13 protein-coding genes are annotated in these 14,259 nt (G+C 45.4%); all 13 read right to left on the bottom strand.

All coding sequences use genetic code 11. The annotated features are described in order from the left end of the window. Positions 1-5: 5 nt before the first annotated feature. Positions 6-1,154, bottom strand: a complete 1,149-nt coding sequence (gene dgoD / locus L2D08_RS21020) for a galactonate dehydratase (RefSeq protein WP_242236928.1) — start codon at positions 1,152-1,154, stop codon at positions 6-8. A gap of 28 nt (positions 1,155-1,182) precedes the next feature. Next, on the bottom strand, positions 1,183-2,652 hold the full coding sequence (gene gucD / locus L2D08_RS21015) for an alpha-ketoglutaric semialdehyde dehydrogenase GucD (RefSeq protein WP_242236926.1): 1,470 nt from the start codon (positions 2,650-2,652) through the stop codon (positions 1,183-1,185). Positions 2,653-2,671: 19 nt separating this feature from the next. Then, a complete protein-coding gene (locus tag L2D08_RS21010; RefSeq protein ID WP_242236966.1) occupies positions 2,672-3,829 on the bottom strand; it encodes a UxaA family hydrolase in 1,158 nt (385 codons plus the stop codon). Positions 3,830-3,833: 4 nt separating this feature from the next. Continuing rightward, positions 3,834-4,133 (bottom strand): UxaA family hydrolase, encoded by a 300-nt coding sequence (locus L2D08_RS21005; RefSeq protein WP_242236924.1) that lies wholly within the window; start codon positions 4,131-4,133, stop codon positions 3,834-3,836. Positions 4,134-4,145: 12 nt separating this feature from the next. Beyond that, on the bottom strand, positions 4,146-5,036 hold the full coding sequence (locus L2D08_RS21000; protein ID WP_242236921.1) for a fumarylacetoacetate hydrolase family protein: 891 nt from the start codon (positions 5,034-5,036) through the stop codon (positions 4,146-4,148). Between the two features lie 34 nt (positions 5,037-5,070). Next, the gene (locus tag L2D08_RS20995) at positions 5,071-5,838 is read right to left on the bottom strand and encodes an IclR family transcriptional regulator (RefSeq protein ID WP_242236919.1); all 768 of its coding nucleotides are present in this window, start codon (positions 5,836-5,838) and stop codon (positions 5,071-5,073) included. Between the two features lie 60 nt (positions 5,839-5,898). Continuing rightward, positions 5,899-8,103 (bottom strand): dihydroxy-acid dehydratase domain-containing protein, encoded by a 2,205-nt coding sequence (locus tag L2D08_RS20990; RefSeq protein ID WP_242236916.1) that lies wholly within the window; start codon positions 8,101-8,103, stop codon positions 5,899-5,901. Positions 8,104-8,121: 18 nt separating this feature from the next. Next, on the bottom strand, positions 8,122-9,369 hold the full coding sequence (locus L2D08_RS20985; RefSeq protein ID WP_242236913.1) for a nickel pincer cofactor-dependent isomerase, group 22: 1,248 nt from the start codon (positions 9,367-9,369) through the stop codon (positions 8,122-8,124). A 28-nt stretch (positions 9,370-9,397) separates the two neighbouring features. Then, positions 9,398-10,459, bottom strand: a complete 1,062-nt coding sequence (locus L2D08_RS20980; RefSeq protein ID WP_242236910.1) for a TRAP transporter substrate-binding protein — start codon at positions 10,457-10,459, stop codon at positions 9,398-9,400. 56 nt (positions 10,460-10,515) lie between these two features. After that, on the bottom strand, positions 10,516-11,793 hold the full coding sequence (locus L2D08_RS20975; protein WP_242236909.1) for a TRAP transporter large permease subunit: 1,278 nt from the start codon (positions 11,791-11,793) through the stop codon (positions 10,516-10,518). Continuing rightward, on the bottom strand, positions 11,790-12,365 hold the full coding sequence (locus L2D08_RS20970) for a TRAP transporter small permease (RefSeq protein WP_242236907.1): 576 nt from the start codon (positions 12,363-12,365) through the stop codon (positions 11,790-11,792). Before L2D08_RS20970 ends, L2D08_RS20975 begins: the two co-directional genes overlap by 4 nt. 34 nt (positions 12,366-12,399) lie before the next feature. Then, positions 12,400-13,416 carry a TRAP transporter substrate-binding protein gene (locus L2D08_RS20965; protein WP_242236905.1) on the bottom strand — a complete coding sequence of 339 codons (1,017 nt, stop codon included), beginning with the start codon at positions 13,414-13,416 and terminating at the stop codon, positions 12,400-12,402. 462 nt (positions 13,417-13,878) lie between these two features. Further along, positions 13,879-14,214 (bottom strand): nickel pincer cofactor biosynthesis protein LarC2, encoded by a 336-nt coding sequence (gene larC2 / locus L2D08_RS24710; protein ID WP_483863886.1) that lies wholly within the window; start codon positions 14,212-14,214, stop codon positions 13,879-13,881. Between the last annotated feature and the right edge of the window lie 45 nt (positions 14,215-14,259).

Here is a 14,259-nt window from a genome sequence, read left to right as displayed (position 1 = left end):
CTCCTTTACCATTCCGCTATGCTGCCATCTTCATGGCGCCAGATCGGATTTTTCCAATCGTGGCCGATTTTTGCCGCTTCTTTTACTTTTTCTTCATTAATATGAATGCCAAGACCCGGTTCATCTGAGATGCTGACATATCCGTTTTCATAATGAAAAACGTCCGGATTGGTTATATAGTCTAAGATATCCATGCCCTCATTGTAATGAATACCGAGGCTTTGCTCTTGAATAATACAATTCGGCGTCGATGCGTCCAAATGAATAGATGAGGCAAGTGTCATTGGACCAAGCGGACAATGCGGCGCAACTGCCACATCGTACGCTTCTGCCATCGCCGCAATCTTTTTCCCTTCTAAAATACCGCCTGTATGAGATAAATCCGGCTGAATAATATCGACATACCCGTCCTGGAGCAGCTGCTTAAAGCCCCACCTCGTATACATACGCTCACCTGTCGCAATTGGGCATGTTGTATGAAGCGCAATGTCACGAAGCGCTTCATTGTTTTCCGGCAGCACCGGCTCCTCAATAAACATCGGGCGGTACGGTTCCAGCTCTTTCACAAGGGTTTTCGCCATCGTTTTATGAATACGTCCGTGAAAATCAACACCGATGCCAAAGTCTTTGCCAAGCGCTTCGCGAATTGATGCGACTCGCTCGATCACTTTCTCCACCTTAGAAAAACTGTCGATGTAATTCATTTCTTCGGAAGCATTCATTTTCACCGCTTGAAACCCTTGCTTTTGCTTTTCGATCGCCGCTGCCGCAACGTCTGCCGGCCGGTCTCCACCGATCCATGAATAGACTTTGATCTTTTGACGCGCTTTACCGCCAAGCATTTCATACACAGGGATGTTGTAATACTTCCCTTTAATATCCCAAAGCGCCTGCTCAATACCTGAGATGGCACTCATTAAGATGGGGCCGCCGCGGTAAAAACCACCGCGGTACATCGTCTGCCATAAATCTTCAATTTCATTCGGATTGCGGCCGATCAGCAGGCTTGAGAGTTCTTCCACCGCTGCTCTGACCGTTTCCGCACGTCCTTCTACAACAGGCTCTCCCCAGCCGGAAATCCCTTCATCCGTTTCAATTTTTAAAAACAGCCATCTCGGCGGCACTTTATATAATGAAAGGTTTGTAATTTTCATTTTGCATCTCCTTCATCGGGAAAGTGGATTACGATCCTTTGATGAACACGGTTTTAATGGCTGTAAAAAATTCTTTCGCTGCTTCACCCTGCTCACGCGACCCTGAGCTTGACGCTTTCATGCCGCCGAATGGCGCCTGAAGCTCCACACCAGCGCTTTCTGCGTTAATACGTACGAGGCCTGCTTCGATTTCATCAATAAATTCAAGGAGAGAGCTGATATTTGATGTGAAAATGGAAGCACTCAACCCATATTTTGTATCGTTCGCCATTTCAATGGCTTCTTCAAGATCAGCTGCTTTAATAAGGGCAACGACTGGTCCAAAGATCTCTTCCTGCGCGATCGCCATATTTGTTGTTACATTTTCAAAAATGGCCGGTGTCACGAAAAATCCATTATCATACTCGCCGCCTGTCAGCACTTCACCGCCATGAATTAATGCGGCTCCTTCCTGACGGCCTTTTTCGATGCTTTCTGTTACGGTATTAAATTGGCTTTCACTTGCACACGGCCCCATCCAGATCCCTTCTTGCAGGCCGTTTCCAACGGTAATTTTTTCAGCTGCTGCCACAAGCTTTTCTTTAAATTCGTCGTAGACCGCTTCCTCTATAATCACACGGCTCGACGCTGTGCATTTCTGGCCCGAAGAGCGGAAACCGCCGCTGATCACAGCTTCTACTGCCTGATCGATGTTAGCGTCTTTCGTAACAATAACCGGGTTTTTCCCGCCCATTTCAAGCTGGAACTTAATGCCGCGGGCAGCCGCTGATTTGGCCACGTTCTGTCCGACATTTTCCGAACCTGTAAACGTGATGGCATTTAAAAGAGGATGGTCAATCAGCCCCTGCCCAATGACTGAGCCCGAACCGGTAATAAAATTAAAAACACCTTCCGGCAATCCTGCCTCCACAAAACACTCGGCAACTTTCGCTGCTGTTACTGCGCCTTCAGTTGCCGGCTTCCAGACAATTGTGTTTCCATACACAAGGGCCGGTGCAAATTTCCAAATCGGAATCGCGACTGGGAAGTTCCAAGGTGTAATCACTCCAACCACGCCGAGCGGCGTACGCTTTGTAAACATAAGCGCATCTTTATCTGATGAAGGTATAACATCTCCTTCTTTTCTCATTCCTTCGCCCGCATAATAACGCAAAATAGCTATGCCGCGCGCTGTTTCTCCTTTTGCTTCTGGAAGGGTCTTGCCCATTTCACGTGTCATTGTTTCCGCGATATGATCCAGGTTTTCTTCTAAAATATTGGCAGCTTTAAATAAAAACTGTCCACGTGCTGCCTGGCCGATCCGCCGCCATGCTTTTTTTGCCTGGTGTGCTGCTTCAACCGCTTTATTCAAATCTTCTTCTGTTGACTTTTGCACGAGCCCTACAACTTCTTTTGTTGCCGGATTTATGCTTTCAATCGTTTCATCGGAAGAACTGGCTGTCCATTCATTATTAATGAAGTTTTGATAGGTTTTTGTTTCAAATGTAGTGAGTGTCATCGTTTCGCTCTCCTTTAAGTTAAAATGTTGGTCCAATGCGCCAAATACCGAAATCATGCTGCTTCAGGATTTCTGACTTTGTCAGCTTTCCATTTGATACAGCTTGAATTTCATCCATAATCCGTGTGCCCACCTGGGCGACAGTTTCCTGTCCATCTACAATCGTGCCGGCATTTAAATCCATATTTTCATTCATTCGTTCAAACATAGGAGTATTGGTTGAAATTTTAATAACCGGGGCAATGGGCGAGCCGGTTGGGGTTCCGCGCCCGCTCGTAAACAAAACAATTTGGGCGCCGCCTGCTACCATCCCGGTAAGCTGTTCGATGTCATGGCCCGGTGTATCCATCCAGACAAGCCCTTTTTTCGTTGGCTGCTCCGCATAGTCAATGACTTCCTCCAGCCTGGTGGTGCCTGACTTTGTTGAGGCACCCAGTGACTTTTCTTCTAAAGAGCTCAGGCCCCCTTCAATGTTGCCGGGACTTGGATTTCCTGTTCGAATGTCTACGCCCATCTCAATAGAGCGGTTTTCCATCATTTTAATGACGGCATACGCTTTTTTCGCTACCTGGTCATTCGCTGCCCGGTTTGCAAGCAAGTGCTCCGCACCAATTAATTCTGTTGTCTCCGCGAGGATGGCCGTTCCGCCCTGCTCTACAATCATATCGCTTGTGCGCCCGACAGCCGGGTTCGCTGAAAGGCCCGAGCATGCATCTGAGCCTCCGCATTCCGTTCCGATTATCAGCTCACTAAAATCGCACAGTTCACGCTGGACCATAGAGGCATCCTGTACCATCTTTACCGCAATTTTGGCGACTTCCGCAATGGTTTGAAGTGTGCCGCCATGCTCCTGGATCGAAACCGTTTGGACCGGCTTGCCGCATTTTGCAATTTCATCGCCGATCCGGTGAGCCTGATGGGTTTCGCAGCCAAGACCAAGCACAATGACACCGTATACATTTGGATTCATGCCCATGCCCGCATACGTTCTAGCTGTTTGATCGTAGTCGGTTCCCACCTGGGCGCAGCCGTGCTGATGAATGAAAGTCACGGTTCCGCTGACAAGTTCCGTTACACGCTGAGCGGTCTGTGTTGCGCATGTAATCGTCGGTAAAATGAGTACATGATTGCGGACACCGACGCGTCCATCTGGACGCCGGTATCCCCAAAAATGCATTTTTTCAGTTGGCAATTTTGTCACCTCTTCCCCGTTTTCCTTCCAAATTGTGTACGTGAACATGGGCGCCTGCCGGAATATCGGTCACGGCTGCTCCGATGACCTCCCCGTATTTGATAATGTCCTCCCCCTGCCGGATTGGTTTGACCGCAAATTTATGGCCAAACCGGATCGGCTCTGTAAGAGTCAGGAAGCGTTCTTCGCCATCCACCTTCACGGTTACCTCTGTATGGGCGGGGATCTCGTCGAGCGCAACTGCCACACTGTCTTTGCTGCTCAAATATAACGTTTTATATCCGCTCATGCCGACACCTCTTTAGTTTACTTGGACCGCTGTTTCACTTTGCTTCACCGGGTTGCTCAAAACGCCGATACCTGGAATTTCAATTTCGATTTGATCCTGGTCCTGCAGCGTAAACTCATTTGGCGGCACCACACATGTGCCTGTCAAAAGAACCGTTCCATCGAATACCTCGTTATCCCGCACTAAATATTGAACGAGTTCATCCAAGGTTCTCTTCAGCTGGTTTACGTGAGCAGAGCCTTCAAATACTTTTTCATTGTTTCTAAAAATTCTGCAAATAATTTGCAATTCATATGGGTCTTTCACAGCTTCTTTTAATAAAATTGCCGGTCCGATCGAGCAGGAGTTTTTCCACATTTTTGCTTGCGGCAAATAGAGAGGATTTTCTCCTTCTATGTCACGGCAGCTCATATCATTGCCAACCGTATAGCCGAGTACGATTCCTTCTTTATCGATTACCAGGCCCAGCTCCGGCTCTGGGATCTGCCAATTAGAATCTGAACGAAGGTACACTGGATCGTTCGGTCCGACTGTACGGGCAGCCGTTGATTTGAAAAAAATCTCCGGCCGCTCTGCATCATACACTTTGTCGTAAAACGTTTCGCGGTCAAGCTTTCCTTGTGTCGCTTCGTAATTACGTGCTTCTTTGCTTTTTTTATATGTGACACCCGAAGCCCATACTTCCGGGGCATCGATTGGTGTGGTCAGAACAAGTGAATCGATTGCTTTTCCTTCTCCTTCCAAACTCAACTGTTTTACAATATCAAATACTGTTTTATCATTTGAACGAGCAGTGGCCACAAGTGCCATAAAGTCTGCGTATGGCAAATCCACTGCTTGGTTTTCTTCGGTCACAACAGCCAGCTGTTTTTGATTTCCATTCATATAGCGAATAACTCTCATTGTTATATCCTCCTATGTGATGAACCATCACTGTTTATATTTTTTGATATTCATAGCCAAGCGCTTGAGAAATTTTTGAGGCACATCCTTTTAACATTTCCACATATTTTCCCTGCACTTCCTCTTTCATTTTGGAAGAAGGCATCGACATGGAAATAGCGGCAATGACTTTTCCTGAGTAATCTTTGACTGGAACCGCCATACAAAAGATACCCGGCTCGTTTTCTTCATTGTCTACTGAATAACCAGCAATCCGGGCCTGCTCAATAACAGATAAAAATTCTTCTTTGGACCGGATCGATTTTTCCGTCGGTGTTGTATATTTATAGCCTTCAAGCAGCTGATTCAGCTCTTCGTCTGATTTTGTCGCAACAAGTGTTTTGCCGACTGCACTCGTGTGAAGCGGGACTCTCCGCCCGACTTTCGAGTATAGGACGGTTACGCCGCTGCCTTCTACTTTGTCGATATAAACGCCCTCTTGTCCGTCCAGTACCACAAGATGAACCGCCAAATTTGTTGCTGCTGAAAGTTCTTCCAGATGCTTTCTGGCAACATTTCTTACATCCAAGTGTCCAATGACTAAGCTGCCTCGCTCAAAAAGCTTTAAACCTAGCGAATACTTTCCTGTTTCTTCATCCTGCTTAATATAACGCTGTACTTGAAGCGTTTTCAGTAAGGAATGAACAGTGCTTTTATGCAGGTTCATTCTTTTGCTGATTTCTGTAATTGTTAACTCGCGATCGCGCTCGTCAAATAAATCCAATATTTTCAATGCTCTCTCCACTGACTGGATAATAGGCATCTTGCTCACTCCCGTTGTTGTTTGTTTTAGTTTACCGGATTTTTGACGAGCCCGCACTTTTTACTTCGCCGCTTGTGTTTGTTCAAACAGCAGAATATCTTTCTCGTAATCGTGAACTGCATCTTCCACTACTGCAAGAGGTACAACGCCGTTTGCGGCATCGGTGTGGCCATACATTCGATTGCTGGCCGCAACCATTTTCTGTCTTAGTTTCATGCGCTGTTTTCTCTCTGCCGCTAAGCTTGCCCGCTGCTGTTTTAGTTCTTCCTCAAATGAGTGGACAATTTCACCTTGTAACAGCTTGTCCACCTGAACAAAGTCAATGCGTCTTTTGCGAAGCTGCAGGTGAACAATATCACCCGTCTGCAAAAAGCCAATCCCGCCGCCTTCATATGCTTCAGGCGTCATATGCCCAATTGCCGCCCCGTAAGTGACACCTGAATACCGGCCGTCACTTATAATAGTAGCCAGTTTTTTCATGACGCGGTTTGCATTGATGTGCTGCATTGGCGTAAACATTTCCGGCATCCCGAATGCGACTGGTCCCTGTCCGGCAATGATAACGCTGATTTTTAAGATTCCTTCTTCTGCCATATAATCAAACAGCTCGTCATATGGCTTGTCGTGATGATCCTGCCAATTTTCTTTGCTATTATACTTCAAGGAAGCAATCAGCCGATCATGAGCGAATAACTGCTGGTCGCGGATGGTAGACAAAAGCTCTGTATCAAGCAGGCTTTTATTCGCATCATCTTCGTTTTCATAGTAGAGCACAAAAGCGAGCTTATCATCAAACAAATCAAGCTGTGGCGTCGACATTCCGCTGATCTTTACAACGGCGCTCTCAAAGAAGTTGCCTTGCAGCACATCCACCCCGCTGAAGCTGCGGCGCGGTGTCGACAAAATGACCGGGTTTTCTTTCACATTGGCTGCCTGCAGACTGCGGGTAATCACCAGCCGCTCCCGCCACGTTTTGGCGGCGACAGTCGGGGCATCCTGATCCATCGGCACACCATGCTCAAGCAATTCATAAAATAATGTTTCCATTCCTCTGCTTGTCCCGCTGCAGCACTGCATAGCAAGTGAATAAATGTCCCGTCCTTCTGTCAGGCTGTAATCAAACAAATCAGGAATTGGATGCTCATGATGAATGCGATCTAAATCCCAGAGGCTGAACTTATAGCCCGCATACAGCATGCCTGCAACCATATGCATCATTAAGTTTGTCGAGCCGCCGGAAGCGCTGTGAATGCGGATCGCATTTTTTATGTTGGTACCGACAATGTTGGCTACGCCGTATTCTTCTTTGTTAATCATGTGGGCAAAGCTATCGAGAACCGAGTTAATTTGGCGCTGCGTCGGCGGATCAGTTAACAATTCTACTGCCGGATGAACAAGGCCCAATCCTGCTACTAAGTGCCGTGAGCTGTTGCCTGTTCCGTTAAAAGCACAGACACCGCCCTGCCCATCACATGTTGCGACTGCGAGCCGCATTTCAAAATACTTATGCTGCTCTTTCGTTAAAATTCCCCGTTCATACGCCCGCTCGAATACACCTTGAAAAGCCGTATTGGACGAGCATTGCAGAATGTAGGCCATTGTATCGCGCAAATCGAGTGCAACATCCGCCGCTCCCTCTGCTTCCGCTTTTCTTGCTAAATTTTCAAGCTCTACTATTACATCATCTGGAATAGAACCTCCTTCTAACACATGAGCTGGTGCAAAGGTAGCAAAAAATGGGGCTTCTCCACGCTCACGGCGGATGCGGTCAACGTGGGCTAATGCGCTGACCACTCCAAGTGGCTGCTTATCACACCCCTGGATCACGAATGCACCATGATAACTGTGGGCTTCAAGCTGATTAACAACCATCTGGGCAACCGCGTTCCGGCTTTGCAGAGAATAACTCATCCCTTGATTGCTTTGAGCTGTTCCATCACACATAACCGGTGTTGAAAAATAAAATGGCACACCGCCGTTTTGCCAAATGCGAATCGCTGCTCTCGCTGATGTTTGATAATCCATAATGTGAGCCGGGTGATCAGACGAACCGCCAATAATCGCGATGCGTGGAGCGTTTCTTTCTAAACGCATATAAATTTCTTCCAGCGTCCAGTCCGGTTTTCCTCCTTCGTATGTAGAACCAAGCACCTGCTTTGACCGATCAAGCAGCCCGGCGACTGTAATCGGTTCGTTTGCTTTTCCCTGCACATTATCCCGATATGGGTTAATGTCATTTTCAATCAATGGATATAAGTGAGTCATACGCGTACTCCTCCTTTTTTAAAGTAAAAGCGGATCCAACGATGAGATGATTTCCAGGTTGGGATTTTGTTCCGCTTCCTCAATCATGCTTTCTGAAATCCATATTTCGCCGATTTCTAACGTATTTTGAATCCGGACAAGCCGCACTTTCGATAAATCAAAGGCATTGCAGGTTTTGATCGCTGCTTTTACCGCCAGCTCTTTCGTTGCTAACACCATAGGCAGCTTAATTACTTCAATAACAGTACTGGTAAGGGCATTGGCATACCCTTTTTCCCAGGCAATTTGATCAACGACTTCTTTTGTTGTCATATGGGCCATCCCGATTCCGTTGGCATTGCCATGCGTTTTCTCCGTTAATCCGAGAACGACAGTCCGTGCTATATCGGGTCCGCCTGATGCATATGGCGTGGCGAAATTTCCAGTAATATTCGGATCCATTCCATCACCTGAAATGTCTTTGCCAAGCTCATTTACTACAAGTACATCAAACTTATCGAAGTGAATTTTCGGCATAAGTGATTTGGCTTCCTGCAGCAAATCCGGCTCTGCTTGTTCCAAATCTTCTGCCGGGACTGCGACGATTTTGGCCGGCCTGTCATAAGCATTTTCCAATGTGGCTAAACCGAAAATGATCGGTGCTTTTGCCAAAGAGATTTTCGCCATTTCCGGAACATGCTCAGCCATGTATTTAAAGCTGTATGCATGCGCAGCTTCGGCTCCTTTTTGCTTTCCAAGACCGATTGTAATCATTTTCATTAAGCCGCTTTCCACAGGCCCGCGAAAAGCAGTATGCGGCTTGATTCTGTTGATCACGATAATCTTGTCAGCTTCAAAAGCAAGCTTGTCCATATAAACCGGAAGCCCATTAGGCAATTCGCCAAGCTTTTCTACTTCCATTGAAGATTCTACAGGTGCTCCAACTGCTGCTTCTGTGACCCCTAATTGAAGCAGCACATCCACTTGTCCTTCCGCTGTCGCTCCTCCATGGCTCCCCATTGCAGGTACGATAAACGGCTCTCCGCCTGCTTTTTTCACAGCGGCTGCCGTTTCTCTGACGAGTATAGGAAGATCCGCGACACCTCTGCTGCCGACAGCAATGGCTACACGATCTCCTTTTGAAATCCTTGATAAAACATCCGCTTTCTTTATGGCTTCATGCACCTCACCCGCTGTATCAGCGAGTTCAGGTGCATGAAATTTCTGTCTTACTTTCACCATTTTTGGTAATTGGATGTCTCGTAAAAGCTCCTCAATAATATCCATTATTTGATCTCCTTACTGAAGCACCGGATTAATTGCCGCGCACTTTTTCAACTTCGGCCATCATTTCTTCTACAAGATCAGCACCAAACTTTTTCGCATATTCGTCTGTTACCGGCTGAATGATTTCTTTCATTTTTTCCATTTCCTCTGGTGTTACCTCGTTGATTTTCATTCCTTCTTCTTTTAAAGTTTTTAGTGCTTTTTCATTTTCTTTTTGATTCAATTCACGCTGATACTTGCCCGCTTCTTGTGCTGCCTCGCTCATAATCTTTTGTTCTTCTTCCGACAAGCCATCCCAGAACTTTTTGCTGACAAGGAAAACAAACGGTGTGTAAACGTGTTTTGTAATGCTCAAGTAGTCTTGTACTTCAAAGTACTTTTGTGTTTGGATCGTTGCGAGCGGATTTTCCTGGCCGTCTACAGTGCCTGTTTCCAGCGCCGTAAACACTTCAGAGAAAGCCATCGGTGATGGATTCGCTCCTAATTTTGAAAAAGCATCTAAATGCACTTCATTTTGCATGGTGCGAATTTTGAGGCCTTTAAAATCAGCAGCTGTTTCCACTGGGTGTTTGCTATTTGTTAAATTCCGGAAGCCGTTTTCCCAGTAACCAAGACCAACCAGATCATGCTCCGGCAATTTATCTAAAAGCTTTTGGCCGACTGCACCGTCAAGAACTGCATACGCTTCTTCTTCACTGTTAAAAACAAATGGGAAGTCATAAATCCCGAATTCCTTGATCGTTCCGACAAGCGGTGAAGTGGATGGCACCGTTACCTCCTGCATGCCGGCCTGAAGTGCTTCTGTCATTTTTTGGTCATCACCGAGCGTGGCATCAAAAAAGTTTTGGACCTTCATTTTTCCGCCGCTTTTTTCTTCAACTAGTTCTTTGAATTTGACCATTCCCTGTCCCTGCGGATGTGTTTCACTATTTCCAATCCCTGCTTTGATTGTTCTTACCTGAACGCCTTCTGTTGAAGCGCTTCCAGTCTTGGTTGTGCCGCCTCCATCATTGCCGCAGGCCCCCAATAGTAAAACTCCCGGCAGTACCACGCCAGCTGCCAAACGTTTCAGCCAAGTATTCATCCTCATTCCTCCTAAACTGTTGTTCATACCAGTATCTAAACTCGATTCTCAGTTTCTCTCTCCTAGGATGTAAACCACTCAAGAGGAACCAGTACCAATGAAGGGAACAAAATTAACAAAATTAAGATAATGACTTCTACAAGCAGGAAAGGCCAGATGCCTTTCATCAAATCTTCTAAACTGATTTTACTTATTCCGCACATGACATTTAAGACCGTTCCAACTGGAGGCGTAAGCAGCCCAATCGCGTTGTTCAGAATGAACAGGACACCGAAGTAAACAGGATCAATGCCCGCTGCGTCAATAATCGGCATTAAAACAGGTGTTAGAATCAGGATCGTCGGCGTCATATCCATAGCGGTTCCAACTACGATGACCAGCAGGTTAATCATAATGAGCAGAAGGAGCGGTTTGTCCAGGAATGGCTCTAGCATTCCAATGACTGCGCCAGGCAGGTTAGCCACCGTGATCAGCCAGGAGGAAACGAGTGCGGCTGCCACAAGAAACATGACGACACTGGTCATCTTGCCTGCATGAACAAATACGTTGAATAAGTCTTTCACTTTCAATTCACGGTATATAACAAGACCGACAAATAGTGCATATACAGCCGCTACAACCGCCGCTTCCGTCGGTGTAAAAATCCCAAATTTCAATCCTGCAATAATAATAACCGGAAGGAGCAAAGCCCAGATTCCATGACGAACAGCAGCAAGCATCTCTTTAGCGGATGCGCGGGGCTGCACTTCTACCTTATCCTTGCGGGCCACAATCGCCCATGTAATCACCAGTCCAAGAGCCATTAACAGGCCCGGCACAATTCCGGCCATAAAAAGCTGGGTAATCGACACACCGCTTGCCACACCGAAAATGATAAAACCAATACTTGGCGGCAGGACCGGGGCAATAATTCCCCCTGTGGCAATCAGTCCGCTTGAACGATTCACATTATAGCCGGCTTTAGCCATAATCGGAATTAAGACGGCACCAAGAGCTGCCGTATCGGCTACAGCTGAACCAGAGATACTGGCAAATAATAAAGCCGCAATGATAGCCACATAGCCAAGGCCCCCACGGATGTGGCCGACCAGTGTCATGGCCATTTCAACGATCCGCCGCGACAGCCCTCCTTGATTCATTAACTCTCCCGCCAGCATAAAAAACGGAATTGCCATCAGAGGAAAGTTATCCGCGCCGCTGATGAGGTTCTGCGCGATAATCTGGCTGTCAAAAATACCAAGGGCGTACATTAAGATAACGCTGCTTACGAGCAAGGCAAAGGCAATCGGCATTCCTAATGCCATTGCACCGAGTAAAGATCCGACAAATACACCGATCATGCCTTTTTCTCCTCCTTGCTTATCATGATGTCGTCTGTCACAAATTCATCTTCGTGAAGAGAAATCAGTTCTTCCGAATCACTAATCTTAACTAAATCCTCATCTTTGATTTTGTTAAACACCACTTGATACAGGTTTTGAATAGTCATGACTCCCATAGAAATGCTGACTAAAATGCCTGTCCCATATACAAAAGCCAGCGGCAGGCCTGTAGCTGGCGCCTTACTGTCAATGTTAATCATCGTCATCTTCCAGCTGCCATCGAGGACAAGGAAAAGGACGGCTAATATCAGTAAATCGCTGATCACAAGTACAACTCTTTTCATCTTATTAGGAAGCCGCTTAATCAGCATATCTACGCCCAAATGTTCTTTGTTTTTAAAGGCACCAATGGCACCGAGAAACGTCAGCCAAATAAAAAGGTACCGTGACATTTCTTCTGACCAGGTAATACCTGAATTGAAAAGGTAGCGAAGAACTACGTTACCGAATACGAGAACGACCATCACTGCTAGAGCAAGAGCCATGATAATGTTCAAAGTGTTTTCTAGGGACCTTGATAGTTTATTCATCTTATTTCTTCACTCTCCTTATTAAAGCGCTTACTTATTCTGCTTTAATTTTTTCAACCAGCTCTTCTGCCCACTCATTTTCTTTGAAAACATCATCGTATACAGGCTTCGCTGCTTCTTCCATTTCTTTTGCAAACTTTTCATCCGGCGTTGTGAATTTTATGCCATTTTCCTCAAGGAACTTTTTATCTTCTTCATAGCTTTTTTCCAGCAAGTCAAACTCATATTCAGCAGCTTCTTTGGCAGCATTTTGAATAATATCCTGCTGTTCTTTTGTTAACCCATTAAAGAATTTGGTGTTAACAATATAAATATTTGGGCTGAACATATGCTTTGATTCCAATACATCTGTTTGAACTTCGTAGTATGCTGAATTTCTCAAGGTAGCGATTGGATTGTCTTGAGCATCTACTACATTTTGCTCAAGCGCTGTAAATACTTCAGAAATAGGCAATGGACTTACGTTTGCCCCAAGCGATTCACCTAATTTAATATAGTTTGGAATGTTCGGCATTCTGAGACGAAGTCCGTCAAAATCTTCCATGCTTTTGATCGTGCGGTTGCTTGAGAACATTCTAAATCCATTTGCACTCCATGCAAGTGGAGTAACTCCATGTTTCGGTTCTAAATCAGCGGTTATTTCTTCACCGATCGGACCATTTAATACCTTCTTTACATGCTCGAAGTCTCTAAATAGGAACGGCCATTCAGGAACACCCATCTTTGGAATATCTGCCTGCATAATTAAGCCTGGAATGCCCATTTCGATTGTTCCGTTTCGGACACCGTCATAAAATTCTTTTTCAGCTCCCAGCGTACTGTTTGCGTAAATCTGAACTTTTAATTGACCTCCACTCTCTTCTTCTACCATCGTTTTAAATTTTTCTTTTAATGCGATATTTTGTGGATGGTCTTCTGCAAAGTAGTTAGCCACTTTAATAGTTTTTGTCTGCCCTCCTCCTGAAGCAGCTTCTTCGGAACCGTTACATCCTGCAAGAATCATTGCACTCGTCACAGAAGCAGCTAGCACACCAAGAAACGTTTTTTTCATTTTGTCCTCCCTGTATTGGCTTATTTTTTATTAATGGAACCTCTCGTCGTAAGTAGTTTTATAATATAAAACTACGTTCTCATATTTGATGAGAAAAGTTTTCTGCTTATTCCTTTCCTGCCAACTAAATTGAAGCGCTTACAAAGGGACTGTAAAAAATAACTTGAAAGAAAATAGCTTCAAGTTTGTTTTACATTATAGAACAATGTTTTATAATTTATAACCTAAGCTGATTATAACTACCTCATTTAATGGGTGTCAATACATTTTTAAACTATTTTGACAACTTGTTTTTCTGTTTAATCATGAAGAAGTGTAATTATCTTAAAATACAGTCATGACTTCTCTTCTTTGCCAGCGATTGATCAATCTTTTCTTTGAAAACAAGGATATTCAGGTCCGTTTACTCTCTAAATGCTTCCAGACTTCCGTATACACATCCTTTAATGGGCACCTTCCATTTCACAGCAATCGCTTTACAATCTTCATACTCTGGAGCACGCTGCACAATGTTCCCATCCATAAGGCCATATTTAACCGTAACCGGCCCCATTTCGTTTCCAGCTGGATAAACTGCCTTTCCAGACGGTGGACAGTAAGCGGATAATAACGAACGCCGAGAGTCGTCGTTTCACGAAATAAAATTGCTTCCATTTCGGGCGCCGCCTGGGCAGCACAAAGAACTTGAAGAAGCATACCAGAACGGTTTTTCTTCATGTAAATCGGTGTGTAAAATACATCGTTGGCGCCTGCTTCCAATAATACATCCATCACATAGCCGAGCCATTCGCCTGGTATATCCTATTTGACCATACCGCTGTCTTTATGCTCTTGATTCGGCGG

It is taken from the genome of Domibacillus sp. PGB-M46 (genome assembly GCF_022668875.1).
Classification (GTDB): Bacteria; Bacillota; Bacilli; order Bacillales; family Domibacillaceae; genus Domibacillus.
The sequence above is the reverse complement of the archived record's forward strand: the minus strand, read 5'-3'. Positions and strand labels throughout refer to the sequence as shown.

Coding starts and splice junctions, on each gene's coding strand:
- dgoD (WP_242236928.1), bottom strand. CDS start 1,154: ATGAAAATTACAAACCTTTCATTATATAAAGTGCCGCCGAGATGGCTG.
- gucD (WP_242236926.1), bottom strand. CDS start 2,652: ATGACACTCACTACATTTGAAACAAAAACCTATCAAAACTTCATTAAT.
- L2D08_RS21010 (WP_242236966.1), bottom strand. CDS start 3,829: ATGCATTTTTGGGGATACCGGCGTCCAGATGGACGCGTCGGTGTCCGC.
- L2D08_RS21005 (WP_242236924.1), bottom strand. CDS start 4,133: ATGAGCGGATATAAAACGTTATATTTGAGCAGCAAAGACAGTGTGGCA.
- L2D08_RS21000 (WP_242236921.1), bottom strand. CDS start 5,036: ATGAGAGTTATTCGCTATATGAATGGAAATCAAAAACAGCTGGCTGTT.
- L2D08_RS20995 (WP_242236919.1), bottom strand. CDS start 5,838: ATGCCTATTATCCAGTCAGTGGAGAGAGCATTGAAAATATTGGATTTA.
- L2D08_RS20990 (WP_242236916.1), bottom strand. CDS start 8,103: ATGACTCACTTATATCCATTGATTGAAAATGACATTAACCCATATCGG.
- L2D08_RS20985 (WP_242236913.1), bottom strand. CDS start 9,369: ATGGATATTATTGAGGAGCTTTTACGAGACATCCAATTACCAAAAATG.
- L2D08_RS20980 (WP_242236910.1), bottom strand. CDS start 10,459: ATGAGGATGAATACTTGGCTGAAACGTTTGGCAGCTGGCGTGGTACTG.
- L2D08_RS20975 (WP_242236909.1), bottom strand. CDS start 11,793: ATGATCGGTGTATTTGTCGGATCTTTACTCGGTGCAATGGCATTAGGA.
- L2D08_RS20970 (WP_242236907.1), bottom strand. CDS start 12,365: ATGAATAAACTATCAAGGTCCCTAGAAAACACTTTGAACATTATCATG.
- L2D08_RS20965 (WP_242236905.1), bottom strand. CDS start 13,416: ATGAAAAAAACGTTTCTTGGTGTGCTAGCTGCTTCTGTGACGAGTGCA.